Source organism: Cupriavidus sp. TMH.W2, from assembly GCF_050847365.1.
Taxonomy (GTDB): Bacteria; Pseudomonadota; Gammaproteobacteria; order Burkholderiales; family Burkholderiaceae; genus Cupriavidus.
Genome location: NZ_CP193792.1, coordinates 454,240 through 468,797, shown reverse-complemented (window position 1 = coordinate 468,797; position 14,558 = coordinate 454,240). Strand labels below are relative to the sequence as shown.

Below are 14,558 nucleotides of genomic sequence, written 5' to 3'. Positions count from 1 at the left end.
GCCGTCATGGGGGAATTCAGTTGGTATCGCCTGATACCGATGCCCGGTCCTCCGGACTCAAAACTCCCCGTGAAACCGCACCCCGTAGAACTTCGCCGGCCCGCGGTCGCGGTTGTAGCCGGGGTTGCGCACATACTGGAAGTCCGGGCTGATGCTCAGGTACTTCACCGGCTGGAAGCTGTAGTAGATCTCCAGCACCTGCTCGGGCCCATAGCGCAGCGCGCCGTCACCCAGGAATGCGCCCTGCCCGCCCGCAGCCAGGTAGTTGCGGTGGTTGGGCCCCAGCATATTGACCGCCACCGCCACGCCCAGCGCATCGCGCGCCCGGCCCCACGCATCGCCCTTGAGCACGCCGCCCACCGACACCTGCCGGCCGATCTCGGTAAAGGCGTAGGTCTCGGTCTTGTCGTCGGACAGGTTCGCACGCGCGAACATCCCCAGTGAATCCGTGACCTGCTGCAGCAGCGTCACGCCCACGCCGCTCTTGACGTGCTCGCGCCGCACGTCGGCCACATCCGGCGCGGTGTTGTTGGCGATGCCGAAGCCGATGGCATCGCTGAACACGCCCATGCGCGCCTTGTTGCGGAACCACAGCAGGCGCGCGGTGCCGGGCCGGCCGGCCAGCTGGTAGCGCTTTTCCACCTCGATGATGTCGCCGTAGTGCTCGAACATGCGGGTGTCGAGCTCCAGCCCGTTGGACTCCAGCGGCTGCAGGAAGCGCCCGATGCGCGCCGACCAGCCGTCGCCGATGTACTCCAGCGACAAGCCCCAGTTATAGCCGCGCGCATCGGCCGGATAGTCGAACGCGCCATGCGTCATGAACGACCAGTTCATGAACTGCGTGCGTGGGTCCGAGCCGAACTCGTTCTGGTCGAACACATCCAGCACGCTGAAATTGCCCGCGGTCAGCACTACGCGCTGCCGGTCGACCGTGCGCGCGAATTGGTTGAAGTCTTCTTCCAGCGTCTCGCTGCCGCCGCCCATGTTCCAGTTTTGCCGCAGGAAAGCGCGCGCCCGGTAGAACACCGGGTTGGTGCTGGACACCTTGGCCAGTTCGCCATTGGTCAGCCCGCCCATGCCGTGCAGCCCGGAGAACGGCACGCCCTGTGTGACTTCCGGGTTGAAATGGAATTCGGCGCCGCGCCAGAGCTTCACACCCAGGTCCAGCGTCGTGCTGAACGAATAGCTCTTGGCACGTTCAGCACCCAGGCTGTTGGGGCCGGAATAGGCGGCGTTAAAGGCCGGCTTACGCTGCCAGATGTACGTGCTCTGGCCGTGGATCGCAAACGGGCTTTCGGCCACGGCGGCCGCCTGTTCCGGCTCCGCCTGCTGTGCCAGCGCGGGCAGGCATGTGCCGCAGGCCAGCACGGCCAGCGCGCGGCGGAAACGGAACAGGCCGCGCCTTGGCGCGGCAAAAAGTGGCGAGAACAGCATCGGAAACGGGTTGAGTGAGGATGTGCGGGCAAGGGTGCGCTTCGGCGCCCGCAGCATAGCCAAGCCCACATGACATGTCCACCGCTCATGTCGCCCTGGCTCGCGTGCCCCAGGTGCCGAGTTGTAACCGGGCTTGAATTAATTAATGCAAAAATTAATATTGAAGCAACCCGTTCCGCATCGTGCCGTCACATGCCGCGCCAACCCGCCAAGCCCAGACCTTCGCCGCGCCGCAGCCCCGGCCGCCCTGGTCGCCCCGAGGCCGGCCAGCCCGGCCAGCGCGAGCGCATCCTCGACGCGGCCACCGGGCTGTTCTCGCGCCACGGCGTAGCCGGCACGCCGGTCAAGGCCATTGCCACCCAGGCCGGCGTGACCCCGGCGCTGGTCCACTACTACTTCAGCGACCGCGAGTTGCTGCTCGACGCCGTCGTCGAGGAAAAGCTGCAGCCGCTGATCGGCGGGGTCTTCACCGCGGCCGCGGGCGATACCGAGCCGATCGCAATGCTGGTCGGCATCGCCGGGCGGCTGATCCGCGCCGCGGCGGCCACGCCATGGTTTCCCGGGCTGTGGATCCGCGAAGTCGCCAGCGACGACGGCACCCTGCGCGAGCGCGTGCTGGGCCGCTTTGCACTGCAGCGCGCCGGCGCGCTGAGCGCACCGCTGGCCGCCGCGATCGCGGCGGGCAAGCTCAACCCGCAGCTCGAGCCCGCGCTGGTGATGCCATCGCTGGTCGGCCTGACGCTGCTGCCGCTGGCCACCACGCATATCTGGCGCCAGCTGCCCGGCGCCGAAGCGGTCGATACCGAGGCGCTGGTGCGCCACGTGTCGGCACTGCTGACGCAGGGGCTGGCACCAGCCCCCGCCACGCGCGGCCGCAAGGCCAAGAATTCCCCGGAGTCACCATGAACGACGCAAGACCCATGCGCCTGCTGCTGGCCGCATCCATTGCCGCGCTGCTGCTGTCGGGCTGCAGCCCGGAGCGCACCGATACCTGGCAAGGCTATGTCGAAGGCGAATTCGTCAGCGTGGCCTCGCCCTTCGCCGGCCGCCTCGACACGCTCTCGGTGCAACGCGGCCAGCAGGTCACGCAGGGCGCCGCGCTGTTCGCGCTGGAATCCGACGACGAGCGCGCCGCGCGGCAGCAGGCTGAAGACCAGCTGCGCGCGGCCGTTGCGCAGTTGCAGGACCTGAAAACCGGCAAGCGCCCGGTCGAAGTCGAGGTCAGCCGCGCCCAGCTGGCGCAGGCGCAGGCCCAGGCGCAGCGCAGTGCCGTGGCCTTGCGGCGCGACCAGCGCCAGTTCGAGATCGGCGGCATCGCGCAGGCGCAGCTGGACGAATCGCGCGCGCAAGCCAGCGCCGACGCCGCGCGCGTGCGCGAGCTGCAGCGCAATATCGACGTGGCGCGGCTGCCGGGCCGCGATGCACAGCAAGCCGCGCAGGCCGCGCAGGTGGCCGCCGCGCGCGCCGCGCTGGCGCAAGCCGAGTGGAAGCTGTCGCGCAAGACCGTGGCCACGACGCAGGCGGGGCTGGTCTACGACACGCCCTACCGCCTCGGCGAGTGGGTGCCCGCCGGCAGCCCGGTGGTACGCATGCTGCCGCCGGGCAACGTCAAGGTGCGCTTCTACGTGCCCGAGACGTTGGTCGGCGCGCTGCGCAACGGCCAGGCCGTGCAGGTACGCTGCGACGGCTGCGCCGCGCCGGTGGCGGCCACCATCAGCTATGTCGCCAACGAGGCCGAGTACACGCCGCCGGTGATCTACAGCAACGAGACCCGCCGCAAGCTGGTGTTCCTGGTCGAAGCGCGCCCGTCCGCGGCCGATGCGCCCAAGCTTCGCCCGGGCCAGCCTGTCGAGGTGGCGCGGAAATGAACACCAGAGCGAACGGCGGCGCTGGCGAACTCGCCATCGACGTGCGCGGCCTGAACAAGCACTTCGGCGACAAGCACGTGGTCAACGATCTCAGCATGCAGGTCGCGCGCGGCGAGATCTTCGGCTTCCTGGGTCCCAACGGCAGCGGCAAGACCACCTCGATCCGCATGATGTGCGGGCTGCTGACGCCGGATTCCGGCCAGGGCACCTGCCTGGGCTACGACATCCTGAGCGAGTCCGACGAGATCAAGCGCCGCGTCGGCTATATGACGCAGAAGTTCTCTTACTGGGACGACCTGTCGATCCGCGAGAACCTGGACTTCGTCGCGCGCGTCTACGGCATGCCGAACCGGCGCGAGGCCGTCGACCGCGCGCTGGAAGGCCTGGGCCTGGCCACGCGCTCGGCGCAGCTGGCCGGCGCGCTGTCGGGCGGCTGGAAGCAGCGGCTGGCGCTGGCGGCCTGCCTGCTGCACGAGCCCGAACTGCTGCTGCTCGACGAACCCACCGCCGGCGTGGACCCCAAGGCCCGGCGCGACTTCTGGGAGCAGCTGCACCAGCTGGCCGCGCGCGGCATCTCGGTGCTGGTCAGCACGCACTACATGGACGAGGCCGAGCGCTGCCACAAGCTGGCCTATATCGCCTACGGCAAGCTGCTGGCGCAGGGCACCGCGGATGAAGTGGTGGCCAGGCAGCACCTGTCGACCTGGAGCGTGGAAGGCGACGACCTCGCCGCGCTCTCCGAGCAACTGCAAGGCGCGCCGGGCGTGGAGCAGACCGTGGCCTTCGGCACCGCGCTGCATGTGACCGGGCGCGATGCGCAGGCACTGGCCGATACGCTCGCGCGGCTGGCCGGGCCGGGCCGTCGCGTCGAACAGACCCAGACCAGCCTGGAAGACGTGTTCATCCACATGATGAGCGGGGCCGAAGACAACATGGCGGCCCGCAAGGCCAGGGAGGCGTCATGACGGCCGCGCGACAGCACTTCTCGCTGCAGCGCTGGTGGAGCATCGTGCTCAAGGAGTTCCTGCAACTGCGGCGCGACCGCGTCACCTTCGGCATGATCGTCGGGCTGCCCATCATGCAGCTGCTGCTGTTCGGCTTTGCCATCAATACCGATCCGCGTCATCTGCCGACCGCGGTGATTGCTGCCGACCAGAGCGAATTCACGCGCTCCTTCATCGCCAGCATGGAGCAATCGACCTACTTCAAGCTGGTCGGCACGCTGCCGGACGAGCAGGCCGGGCGCGAGGCGCTGATGAAGGGCGAGGTGCAATTCGTGCTGACCATCCCGCCCGACTTCACGCGCCGGCTGCTGCGCGGCGAACGGCCCGCCCTGCTGGTCGAGGCCGACGCCACTGACCCCTCGGCCACCGGCCAGGCCATCGCCGCGCTGCCGCAGCTGCCCTACAGCGTGGCCACGCATGACCTGAAGGGACCGTTGGCGCCGCTTGCCGGCGGCAAGCCGCCCTTCGACGTGCAGGTGCAGCGGCTCTACAACCCGGAAGGCATCACGCAGTACAACATCATTCCCGGCCTGATGGGCGTGATCCTGACAATGACGATGGTGATGATGACCGGCCTGGCGATGACGCGCGAACGCGAGCGCGGCACCATGGAAAACCTGCTGGCCACGCCGGTGCGGCCGCTCGAGGTAATGACCGGCAAGATCGTGCCCTATATCTTTATCGGGCTGATCCAGTCGACCATCGTGCTGCTGGCCGCGCGCTGGATCTTCAGCGTGCCGTTCGTCGGCTCGGTGCTGGCGGTGTACCTGGCCGCGCTGCTGTTCATCGCGGCCAACCTGACGGTGGGCATCACCCTGTCGTCGCTGGCGCAGAACCAGCTGCAGGCGATGCAGCTCACGTTTTTCTACTTCCTGCCCAATATCCTGCTGTCCGGCTTCATGTTCCCGTTCGCCGGCATGCCGGGGTGGGCGCAGGGCATCGGCAACATCCTGCCGATGACGTATTTCCACCGCATGGTGCGCGGCATCCTGCTCAAGGGCAACGGCTGGGTCGAACTATGGCCCAATGTGTGGCCGATGGCGCTGTTCATCGTGGTGGTGATGGCCATCGCGGTGCGCTTCTACCGCCGCACGCTGGATTGAAGGAGCCTGCGATGGATCCGTTCCGCTCCCCCACGATAACCGCAGCGGCGTTTGCCGCGCTGCTGGCCGGCTGTGCAGTTGGCCCCGACTTCCGCTCGCCGCAGGCGCCTGCCGATGCAGGCTATGTGGCCGGCCCGCAACCGCAAACGACAGTGGCCAGCGAGATGCCGGGCGACCTGCCGCACGGACAGGCGCAGGTGCTGGCCAGCGGCGCCGACGTGCCCGCGCAGTGGTGGACGCTGTTCCGCAGCCCCGCGCTCGACCAGACCATCCGCGCCGCCCTGGCCGACAGCCCCACGCTCGCGCAGGCGCGCGCCAGGCTGCGCGAGGCCCAGGAGAACCTCTCCGCGCGCACCGGCGCCACGCACTGGCCGACGGTGGACGCCAAACTTAACACCACGCGCCAGCAGGTCGATTTCCAGTCGCTCGGCATCAATGCCATTCCCAGCCCCGGCCCGTTCACGCTGTATGGCGCCACCGTGCAGATCTCATACGTGCTGGACCTGTTCGGCGGCCAGCGGCGCGAGCTGGAAGGGCTGCAGGCTGCAGTCGACTACCAGCGCTATGAATTCGAAGCCGCCCGCCTCTCGCTGGCCGCCAACGTAGCCACTGCGGCGATCCGCGAAGCGAGATTGCGCGCCCAGCTGGCCGATACGGTGGCCATCGCCGAATCGCAGCGGCGGCAGCTCGGCATTGCCGAAGAACGCCTGCGCGCCGGGGGCGTGGCGCAGGTCGACGTGCAGCGCCAGCGCTCCGAGCTGGCGCAGACACAGGCGCTGGTCCCGGGGCTGCAACAGCAGATCGAAGCCACGCGGCACCAGCTTGCCGTCTACGTCGGGAAGTCTCCCGCCGCTGCCGCGCTGCCCGAGTTCCGCCTGGAAGACCTGCAGCTGCCCGGCACATTGCCGGTCAGCCTGCCATCCACGCTCGCACGGCGCCGCCCCGACATCCGCGCGGCCGAGGCGCTGCTGCACCAGGCATCGGCCAATATCGGCGTGGCCACCGCCAACCTGTATCCGCAGATCACGCTGAGCGCCAGCGGCGGCACGCAGGCCACCGCGGCGCGCGACCTGTTCAACAGGCTCAACGTCTGGAGCCTTGCAGCAGGACTGGTGCAACCGGTGTTCCATGGCGGCGAACTGCTGGCGCGCAAGCGCGCGGCCGAAGCCGCCTACGAGCAATCGCTGGCGGCCTACCAGCAGGCCGTCCTGCAGGGCCTGCACAACGTTGCCGACGCCCTGCGCGCACTGGAAGCCGACGCCGCCACGCTGCGCGCCCGCGCCGACAATGCGCGCCAGGCGCGGGCGACGCTGGCTATCGCGTCAGAGCAGTACCGGCTGGGCGGCGTCAGCCAGCTGACGGTGCTCGATGCAGAGCGGCAATCGCGGCAGGCCTCGCTGGATCTCTCGCAGGCAACCGCGAACCGGCTGGCGGATTCAGCCGCGCTGTTGCAGGCGCTCGGTGGGGGGTGGTGGCAGGAAGACCAGCAGGTCAGCGGCCAATGAACTCGCGCAGGCGCCGCACCCCCTCATCCAGCCGCGCCGGATCGCAGGCATAGCACCAGCGCACGAAGCCCTCTCCCTCGGCACCGAACGCGCTGCCGGGCGCCAGCCCGAGCCGCGCTTCGCGCACCAGCTGCTTGCACAGCGCGAGGCTGTCGCCCGCGCCCGGCAGGCGGAAGAACACGTACATAGCCCCTTCCGGTGCATGCGCGTCGACACCGGGCAGCGCGGACAACGCGCCAACGAGGTGATCACGTGCCGCGCGCAGCCGCTGCACCAGCGCGCGCGTGAACGGCTCACCCTCGCGCACCGCCACCACGCCCGCTTCCTGCACGAACGACGGCGCGCACGAGGTGTTGTACTCGATCAGCTTGCCGAGATCGTCTGTCATCGACGCCGGCAACACCATCCACCCAAGCCGCCAGCCCGTCATCAGCCAGGCCTTGGAGAAAGAGTTGACGTGGATGACGCGCTCGTCGCGCGAAGCAATATCGAGAAAGGACGGCGCGGTGCGGCGCTCGCCACCGCCCGCTTCATCGCCGTAATAGAGGCGTTCGTAGACCTCGTCGGCAATGATCCAGATGCCGTGGCGGCGGCAATGATCCAGCACGGCCTGCTGCGCGGCGCGCGGCATCACCCAGCCGGTCGGGTTGTTGGGCGAGTTGACCATCAGCGCGCGCGTGCCGGGTGTAAGCGCCGCCAGCAGCTTGCCGACATCGAGCGTCCAGCCGTGCGGGCCGTAATCCAGCGATACGGTTTCCACCGCCGCACCGAGGATCTTTGGAATCTCGACCAGATTCGGCCACAACGGCGTCACCGCCACAACGCGGTCGCCCGGACCGGTCACAAGCTGCGCCGCAAGCATCAGGCCATTCACGCCGGCGCTGGTAACCGCGACATTTTCCATGCGCGTGGCGCCGTGCAAGGCGCCTGCATAGTCCGCCAGCGCGCTGCGCAGCGGGGCAATGCCAAGATTGTGGGTATAGAACGTTGCCCCGTTTGCCAGCGCCTGCGCCGCCGCATCGCGGATAAAGTCCGGCGTGGCCTGGTCGGATTCGCCGAACCAGAACGGGAGCACATCGGGCAGGCCGATGCCGGCATTGGCGACTTCGCGGATGCGCGAGGCGCGCAGGTGGCGGACGGTGTCGCGGGCCTGGGGCCGTGTCAGGTTGGACGGATGGGGGCTCGGGCTGGCGGGCATGGGGGCTTCTCGGCTTGGGGGTGAAGGCAAGGGTACCGGAAAGCCGACGTGTGCACCGCGTCGGGGCTATCTGCCCGGCGCAGGCAAGCCAGGACGGCCGAGCCTGTCATACGCGCCGCCTGCGTCCTCGCGCGTAGCACCACCCGGCCTGAGCCTCAGGCCAAAACTGGTTGCTCCCTGCCCGTCGTAGCTCGGACGTAAGGCGTACTGCTCCGAGCGGTCTGGTCTTGCAGCCTGCGCGGCGGAAGCCGGAACCTGATCCTGGCTGGAGGCTCTGCCAGTGTGATGGCTGACGGTCGCTCCTGTTGCCGAGGCGGCGTCCCACAACAGCACGAGTGAGATGAGAAGTCGAAGGGTCACGGGAAGGTACAGTCGCCGCATCCGACTGCAATCCGGGGTGGCGATAAGGACGGCAGGGCCGCAAAGTCGCATTGTGGCAGCGGCGGCGGCATACCGCCAGCCGCCCGCCCTTTGGGACCGCTATTTCCTGTCAGGCTGCGTATACCGGTACGTGCGCCGCCGGCGACGCACGCCTTCAGTTGGTACCGTTGGATTTCCAGTAAACGACCTTGCGCTTCGGAACAATAGTTGGTGTGACCCGTTGCGGTGAAATGGGCGAACTGGCGCCGCCTTCGCGCTGTACAGCCCCGATGACCACCGTTGTCGCCTGTCCGTCGATCGGCACTGTGCCGAACATTGGCGAAGGAGGTAGTCCGCCGCCAACAAACGTCGCGGACCTGTCGCCTCCACAGGAACCCGTTACGCCGATGGCGCCCGACCCATTAAACAGGTTGACCCAGTATCCCCTTGCCTCACCAAGCATGGTTGAGCAGCTACCGGCGCTGGGCGGTATGGGGCGATTGGTGCTGAACGTAACCATGCCGGCGGCGATAAGCGCCGAGGTCACGGTCTGTTCCCCTTGTCCGTTCTGGTTCAGATTCATGAACCAGCCCTTGCTACCGGATCCGGGCAGGACGCCAGTAACGCTGCAACTCGTACCATTCGTGAAATCTTTCATGGCACTGGCATCATCGAGGTTGGTTGCAGTGATGCTGGCAGTATCGTCCAGATACACGTAAAAGCGATTAGTGACATCGGTGAAGGGGTATTGGCTCTGTAACGGGTGCTCGCGATCACCACTACCAAGGGCAAGGTACACCTTGCCCCCGGGTGCCGGCAGAAGCGCTGGCGCAAACAAGAACTTGCGGCCGGAACCGTTCGTGTAGGCGACCCGGTTCATGACCCAGTTGCTGGTGTTGGATGCGAAATCAATGCGATAGATGTTCCCACCTGTGTCGACGGCGTACGCATGGTCGACCACGCCGGCAGTGGCAACTGCGACAAGCGATACATCTGCGACTACGCTGCGCAGCGTCTTGAACGATTTGATCACTGCCCCGGTCTTAGCGTCCAGTATATAAACGAGTGCGCCCTTTGGACTGGTGCAATTTGGTACCGCCTGATTCGCGTCCTCGCAGCCATCGTATCCACCGCCGACGATCAGGACAGGACTCGAATAGCCAAGTACGGTCGGTACCACCTTTGGCATCGACCACGTCTGGCCAATTCCAGTGAAATCATCCCCGCTGACAGGAGCTACGCAGTTGCTGTTGTCCGTGGGGTTCGGGCAACCCGCCTTCCACATAATTACCGGCGAAGCAGGCTTGGTGACATCGAGCGCATACAGCATCCGCCCGCCACGGCGCATGGTCGGGTAAATCCAGACCTTGGAATTGTCGGCGGACTGATAGACACCAATCGAGCCGTCAAAGAAATAGTCCTTCGGGATGGGTGTCGGTGTAACACCTGCCGGCGTGGTCGGGTAATTGATCAGCGGGCTGTTGTCCATCAGCCGTTGAAACTTCCCAAAGAACTCGGGTGCAATGAACGCCCAGCGCTCGGCTCCGGTAGCCGAGTCTACAGCACGCAGCATGCCGTCGTTCGAGCCATAGTAAGCAGTGACCCCAAGCGTGCTGCCATAGTCAATCGGCAGGGGCCTTGAATGAATGGCATCGCCGTGGAGCGACGGCCGTGTATCTGTCACGCTGCCATTGTTATTCTCATCATTGACGTCGTTGCCAAGTACGAAATTCACCAGCGATTGCGAGAGCCCGGACGTACTCGTGCTGAATGTAACCAAATTGCCACCGGATTGTGTATAGATTTGTCGATTGACCGTCCAGGTCGGCGTCGCATTGGTAGTGGCTGGGGCATTGCCCTTGCGAACGACCTCGGCGACTCCACCTTTCTCAACAAACGGGCCGTCGGGTGCGTCCGAGAACTGAGATGCTGTAGTGCAATTCCCCTTTGGTGAGACGTCCTCGGATACGGTTGACCAATACTGTTGCGAGTCCGTCGTCCAGTAGCTGACAGCACAGTCAGTGGGATACCCGGTTAAGGGATTTACGGCTAACTGGGCCGGAATAGAGCTGTCACCAAGGGCAACCGAATTGCCATTGTTGATCAGTTGGTACTGTTTCAGATTCCCCATCCAACGCGGCTTGGTCGCCGCATCCGGTCGGAACATGGGAATGAACACCTGGTTCTTGTCCTGGGCGCGATTGGTAGTATTGACCGGGAGACTGGCTGAAGCGAAAGTGGAGTTGACTCCCTGGATCTCGGCCAGGATGAGCTTAAGTTTTGTCTCTATGTCGGTCTGGCCATCTGCATGAAGATACTTGCCGCCACCTTTATCTGCTGCACTGATCAGGGAGTTGGAGTAGGCAGCATTATTCTGATCGTGGTACACGTCGATCACGTATGTGATGATCGAACCATTACCGCCGCCCGGCACGACTGCTCCCCTGTTGCGGAGGAACAGGGTCCACTCATCGGTCCAGGTGTCGATGCTGCTCGTTGGCGACGGCAGGGCCTTTCCGACGGTGGCAACACTTGGTTCGTAGGTCTGCAGACCTGACGAACCGGTGTTGTTTGCATTATTTACGATATAAATGATGAAATTCTTCGCGCATGGATTGGCAGAGTTGATCGGGCTCTGGTATATCCCATTATTGATCGCAAAACCGGATCTCAGACCCTGCCCATATGCGGAATATGCTGCCGTTGTATTGTTGGAGGCATCGGCATTGACATTCGGGTATGAACTGTTCGGAAGATATGCCCCACTGAAAGGGGCGAGCCCGGAGAAATATTTGTAGAGCTCATACAGCCCGGCTGATTCGTCCTTGTGGGCCATGCCACCCACTTTCTCGGTGGACGAGGTTACGTTATTTCCGATATACGTCAGAATGCTCTGAAAAGCAGTTCGATTTGTCGCATTAGACATATCACGCGCACCGAACCGGACATATCCGCCGCCGGCAATGCTTGTCGTGCCGTTCGTCGTAGCTCCCACATTATCCGTGAGCAATGCCAATCCGATATTCGCCGGATTCGTCGCAGTGACTGTGTTCAGTGCATTGCTCAGTGCCTTAACTTCGGACTGCCCCTGGCGCTGGCTGTTATCCCACCCCTGAGAATTGCGACTCCAGTTGGGACCGTTGTCAAGGAGCACCATGATGTTGGGCGCGTCAGCCCTGCCGGCTGCGCCGATAAAAATGTCGATATCGTCGGCCATACCGCGCAGCGGCATAGCCGCAAGGGTGCAGGTAACAAGCAGCGCAATACATCTTGAGATTGAAGCAGCAGGATAGGCCACGGCAATTTCCCTCGCGATTTTAAGGACAGACAGTGGTCGCTGGAACCCTGACGGCAGCGCCCTGGTTGATTGTTGCTTGCGCATTGCCCAGGGTATCCGTAGCGACTGCCTGGACATCCCACAAAGTGTTCGCACAAAGCGAATTGTTGGAAGCGCCACCCTCCACGCCAAAATCCTGGCCCGCGCCCAACAGGCATCCGGCATCGTCGGCTTTCGTGAAGTCGAGGGCTGCGGCCGGTATGACTTGGGCTGACACACATTTCGATGTGACGGCCACCGTCACATCGGTAACGCCATCGCCGTTCACATCGACACAGCTTGTATTTGCCACATTGCCGCACGGATTGGGTATGGCATTCGCAGGCGTGCTCGTGAACTGAGTGCTGCTGATAGTCTGCTCAATTGCCCCCTGAGCGGCCGAGATTGCCTGGTCCCTCTGCTGGGCGTTGCCAGCAGCCTGCAGATTGCCCTTGGCCATCTTGAACGAAGTGATGGCCAGCAGCGTGATCAGGAGCAGCATGATCATGCCCACCAGCAAGGTGGCGCCGCGCTGGCGGAATGTCATTGATCTCATGGCGTATTCCTGCCGGCGGTGTTATTTACGCGGACAAGGGAGGTGTAGACATGACGCCTGTAGGCATCGTTGAAGGGGCCGATCGTGTTGGCGGTGCCATCGGCGTTCAGGCCCATGGCGAAGGTCTTGACCTTGCCGTCGGTGTAGCCCATGGTCTGCTTCTTGTTGCGCGCCAGCAGATGGATCTTCGCCGAGACGATATTGCGCCAGTAACCGACGCAGACTGCTCCCGCGCAACCGCCATAGCTGGCCGGATCGGCCGTAAAGACGCTCGCCACGCCCGTGGTCGGAGTCGCAGTCTCGATGCCATACTCAATCTGCATGTTCTCGATACCCTCGACCAGCGGTACGGTGGTAAAACCGGAGGCCCCAAGTTCTGCACGCTTCAGCGTGGGAATGCCATCGCCATTCTGGTCATTGTTGGCGATGAAATAGATGTGCGTGCGGTACTGATGCAAGGGAGCCAGGGTTCCCGGCGTTGTCGGCGGATTGCAGTTCTTCTGGTGCAACGTCAGCTTTGTGGTATCGACATCGAGCCCATAGTAGTTGGCTACATTAGGGGACGAGAGTTCTGCCGGACTGGTGCAACCCGATGCCTGGAAATATGGAGCACCGGTGATCAAGGGATCGCAGTCGGTGGCACCGACCGCGCAGGCACTGGCGCGGCGGACCACAACGATATCCGTCCCCGCCTTAACGTCGCTCAGGCAAGTTGGGATGCTTGCAGCATTGTCATTGCCTTGAACGGCGATCGGCAAAGCCGTTTTCAGATCGGTCAGTGCAGTGGCGCAGGGATCTGGGGTTGTGGCCGGCAGCGACAACAAGGCCGGATTGAACTCCGCAAGGTAGCCGGCATTGCGCAGTTCGTCGGTGAGCAATTGGATGGCGTAGCGACCATTCTCGGTCTGCTCATTGGCGCGCTCGATTTCGTCGCGTGTCTGGCTGTTGTTGACAAAGATCGTTGTTAGTGCGGCGATGATCAGCAGGCCAAGTGTGATCGCCACCATCAATTCGATGATCGTATAGCCGCCCTGCGCGGTTCTGCGGTCGACTTTCATATTGACATCAATCCGGAATCATGACGATAACGCCAGGAGATCAGAAACAAGCAGGCTGCCCAATGAATACCTGCGCGGCGATGACGCGGCGATAGGCGTCATCGGTACCATACTTTCCTTGGGCACAGCTGATGGCAGGCGCCGCGGTATGGTGAACTCCCTGCCAGGCAACTGCGACTTGATAAATCCCCGGCGTACAGGTCCCCGGGGTGGGATCGGGCGCCTGTAGCTGCGTGATACAGCCGCGCGCACCCAGCATTGCACCCACATTCACTGCAGATGCATTCGGTGCAGATTTTTGCTCAGCCGCCCCCTTCAGCGTATTGCTCCATTCGCAAATATCGCGAGCGGATCCGGCCGCAAGGGCGGCACAGGAAATAGGTTGGTTATCCCCCGTGCCAATCGCACTGGCAGTAACGTAAGTCGAAGCCAGCGTGCGGTTGGCGCTGATTCGCTCGGCCATGTCCTGTAGCAGCAACGTCGCCTGCGTTCGCTGGTAGGACTCAATTTCTGCGAGGTAGACCTTGGCCAGCAAGGCTGCAGTGCCCAGCAAGCCGAAGGTCAGGATAACGATGGCTACCAGTACCTCCAGCAGGGAAAATCCGCGCCGGTGCCGATGTATACGCCGCGCGGAAGTCAGCATGATGAGGCTGCCAGCATATAAGGACGACCGCTCAGATCGACCGACACGCACTGATACGTAGTGGTCGAACCGGAGGTCGCAGTAACGAGAAACGATGGCGCAGCGCCTGCCTGGAGTCGTCCCGACGGCCGGTAGACAACATTCGCGGGACCGCTAATGCCAGCACCAGTCGTGCTGCCGCGATCATCCAGTGCATTGGCCGCATTGGCCGGATCAAGGATCTGCCAGCCGTTTTTCCAGTCCCCGGCTTTAGGTGACAAGGTGACTGCCGCATTGCGCGCGATTGCCTCGCTGCGCGCCCTTGTCAACGTTGCAAAGAGTTCCGAAGCTACCGCCTTGGCGCGCTGCGACGCAATCAAGCTGGCAAACGAGGGGGCGGCCATCGCAGCCAGGATGCCGGTGATGGTAATGGCGACCAGCAATTCCGGCAGAGTAAATCCCGCTCTGCTCCTCTGTGGCCGCATCTCAGCGAGGTACGCCGATCGATTCTGCAGATGACCAGTAGACATGGCT

12 protein-coding genes are annotated in these 14,558 nt (G+C 64.1%); 5 read left to right on the top strand and 7 right to left on the bottom strand.

The features are described 5' to 3' along the window. Positions 1-57: 57 nt before the first annotated feature. Positions 58-1,434 (bottom strand): carbohydrate porin, encoded by a 1,377-nt coding sequence (locus tag ACREYQ_RS02220; RefSeq protein ID WP_432259174.1) that lies wholly within the window; start codon positions 1,432-1,434, stop codon positions 58-60. Positions 1,435-1,626: 192 nt separating this feature from the next. Here ACREYQ_RS02220 and ACREYQ_RS02215 point away from each other — a divergent pair, with 192 nt between their 5' ends. The 5 genes from ACREYQ_RS02215 to ACREYQ_RS02195 are packed head-to-tail and all read left to right on the top strand — an operon-like array spanning position 1,627 to position 6,914. After that, entirely contained in the window at positions 1,627-2,340 is a 714-nt protein-coding gene (locus ACREYQ_RS02215) for a TetR/AcrR family transcriptional regulator (RefSeq protein ID WP_432259173.1), read from the top strand. After that, on the top strand, positions 2,337-3,302 hold the full coding sequence (locus tag ACREYQ_RS02210; RefSeq protein ID WP_432259172.1) for an HlyD family secretion protein: 966 nt from the start codon (positions 2,337-2,339) through the stop codon (positions 3,300-3,302). Before ACREYQ_RS02215 ends, ACREYQ_RS02210 begins: the two co-directional genes overlap by 4 nt. Beyond that, complete coding sequence (locus tag ACREYQ_RS02205) at positions 3,299-4,267, top strand: ABC transporter ATP-binding protein (RefSeq protein WP_432259171.1); 969 nt, start codon at positions 3,299-3,301, stop codon at positions 4,265-4,267. Before ACREYQ_RS02210 ends, ACREYQ_RS02205 begins: the two co-directional genes overlap by 4 nt. Then, positions 4,264-5,409, top strand: coding sequence for an ABC transporter permease (locus ACREYQ_RS02200; protein ID WP_432259170.1), 1,146 nt, complete (start codon positions 4,264-4,266; stop codon positions 5,407-5,409). Before ACREYQ_RS02205 ends, ACREYQ_RS02200 begins: the two co-directional genes overlap by 4 nt. Positions 5,410-5,420: 11 nt before the next feature. Further along, positions 5,421-6,914: an efflux transporter outer membrane subunit gene (locus ACREYQ_RS02195; RefSeq protein WP_432259169.1), complete on the top strand. Its 1,494-nt coding sequence runs from the start codon at positions 5,421-5,423 to the stop codon at positions 6,912-6,914. On the opposite strand, the gene ACREYQ_RS02190 is transcribed toward ACREYQ_RS02195, so the two are convergent. From ACREYQ_RS02190 to ACREYQ_RS02165, 6 genes are all read right to left on the bottom strand, one after another. Continuing rightward, complete coding sequence (locus ACREYQ_RS02190) at positions 6,901-8,112, bottom strand: pyridoxal phosphate-dependent aminotransferase (protein WP_432259168.1); 1,212 nt, start codon at positions 8,110-8,112, stop codon at positions 6,901-6,903. The genes ACREYQ_RS02195 and ACREYQ_RS02190 overlap by 14 nt on opposite strands. A gap of 535 nt (positions 8,113-8,647) precedes the next feature. Continuing rightward, entirely contained in the window at positions 8,648-11,854 is a 3,207-nt protein-coding gene (locus tag ACREYQ_RS02185) for a pilus assembly protein (RefSeq protein ID WP_432259167.1), read from the bottom strand. Continuing rightward, positions 11,790-12,335, bottom strand: a complete 546-nt coding sequence (locus ACREYQ_RS02180; protein ID WP_432259166.1) for a hypothetical protein — start codon at positions 12,333-12,335, stop codon at positions 11,790-11,792. The genes ACREYQ_RS02185 and ACREYQ_RS02180 overlap by 65 nt, the downstream gene beginning before the upstream one ends. A 5-nt stretch (positions 12,336-12,340) precedes the next feature. Further along, positions 12,341-13,402, bottom strand: a complete 1,062-nt coding sequence (locus tag ACREYQ_RS02175) for a PilW family protein (protein ID WP_432259165.1) — start codon at positions 13,400-13,402, stop codon at positions 12,341-12,343. A gap of 40 nt (positions 13,403-13,442) precedes the next feature. Continuing rightward, positions 13,443-14,045 carry a type IV pilus modification protein PilV gene (gene pilV, locus ACREYQ_RS02170; RefSeq protein WP_432259164.1) on the bottom strand — a complete coding sequence of 201 codons (603 nt, stop codon included), beginning with the start codon at positions 14,043-14,045 and terminating at the stop codon, positions 13,443-13,445. After that, positions 14,039-14,554 carry a GspH/FimT family pseudopilin gene (locus ACREYQ_RS02165; RefSeq protein ID WP_432259163.1) on the bottom strand — a complete coding sequence of 172 codons (516 nt, stop codon included), beginning with the start codon at positions 14,552-14,554 and terminating at the stop codon, positions 14,039-14,041. The genes pilV and ACREYQ_RS02165 overlap by 7 nt, the downstream gene beginning before the upstream one ends. Positions 14,555-14,558: the final 4 nt, after the last annotated feature.

What these genes read in the sequence shown, in the direction of transcription:
- ACREYQ_RS02220 (WP_432259174.1), bottom strand. Translation starts at nt 1,434, where the DNA reads ATGCTGTTCTCGCCACTTTTTGCCGCGCCAAGGCGCGGCCTGTTCCGT.
- ACREYQ_RS02215 (WP_432259173.1), top strand. Translation starts at nt 1,627, where the DNA reads ATGCCGCGCCAACCCGCCAAGCCCAGACCTTCGCCGCGCCGCAGCCCC.
- ACREYQ_RS02210 (WP_432259172.1), top strand. Translation starts at nt 2,337, where the DNA reads ATGAACGACGCAAGACCCATGCGCCTGCTGCTGGCCGCATCCATTGCC.
- ACREYQ_RS02205 (WP_432259171.1), top strand. Translation starts at nt 3,299, where the DNA reads ATGAACACCAGAGCGAACGGCGGCGCTGGCGAACTCGCCATCGACGTG.
- ACREYQ_RS02200 (WP_432259170.1), top strand. Translation starts at nt 4,264, where the DNA reads ATGACGGCCGCGCGACAGCACTTCTCGCTGCAGCGCTGGTGGAGCATC.
- ACREYQ_RS02195 (WP_432259169.1), top strand. Translation starts at nt 5,421, where the DNA reads ATGGATCCGTTCCGCTCCCCCACGATAACCGCAGCGGCGTTTGCCGCG.
- ACREYQ_RS02190 (WP_432259168.1), bottom strand. Translation starts at nt 8,112, where the DNA reads ATGCCCGCCAGCCCGAGCCCCCATCCGTCCAACCTGACACGGCCCCAG.
- ACREYQ_RS02185 (WP_432259167.1), bottom strand. Translation starts at nt 11,854, where the DNA reads ATGCGCAAGCAACAATCAACCAGGGCGCTGCCGTCAGGGTTCCAGCGA.
- ACREYQ_RS02180 (WP_432259166.1), bottom strand. Translation starts at nt 12,335, where the DNA reads ATGACATTCCGCCAGCGCGGCGCCACCTTGCTGGTGGGCATGATCATG.
- ACREYQ_RS02175 (WP_432259165.1), bottom strand. Translation starts at nt 13,402, where the DNA reads ATGAAAGTCGACCGCAGAACCGCGCAGGGCGGCTATACGATCATCGAA.
- pilV (WP_432259164.1), bottom strand. Translation starts at nt 14,045, where the DNA reads ATGCTGACTTCCGCGCGGCGTATACATCGGCACCGGCGCGGATTTTCC.
- ACREYQ_RS02165 (WP_432259163.1), bottom strand. Translation starts at nt 14,554, where the DNA reads ATGTCTACTGGTCATCTGCAGAATCGATCGGCGTACCTCGCTGAGATG.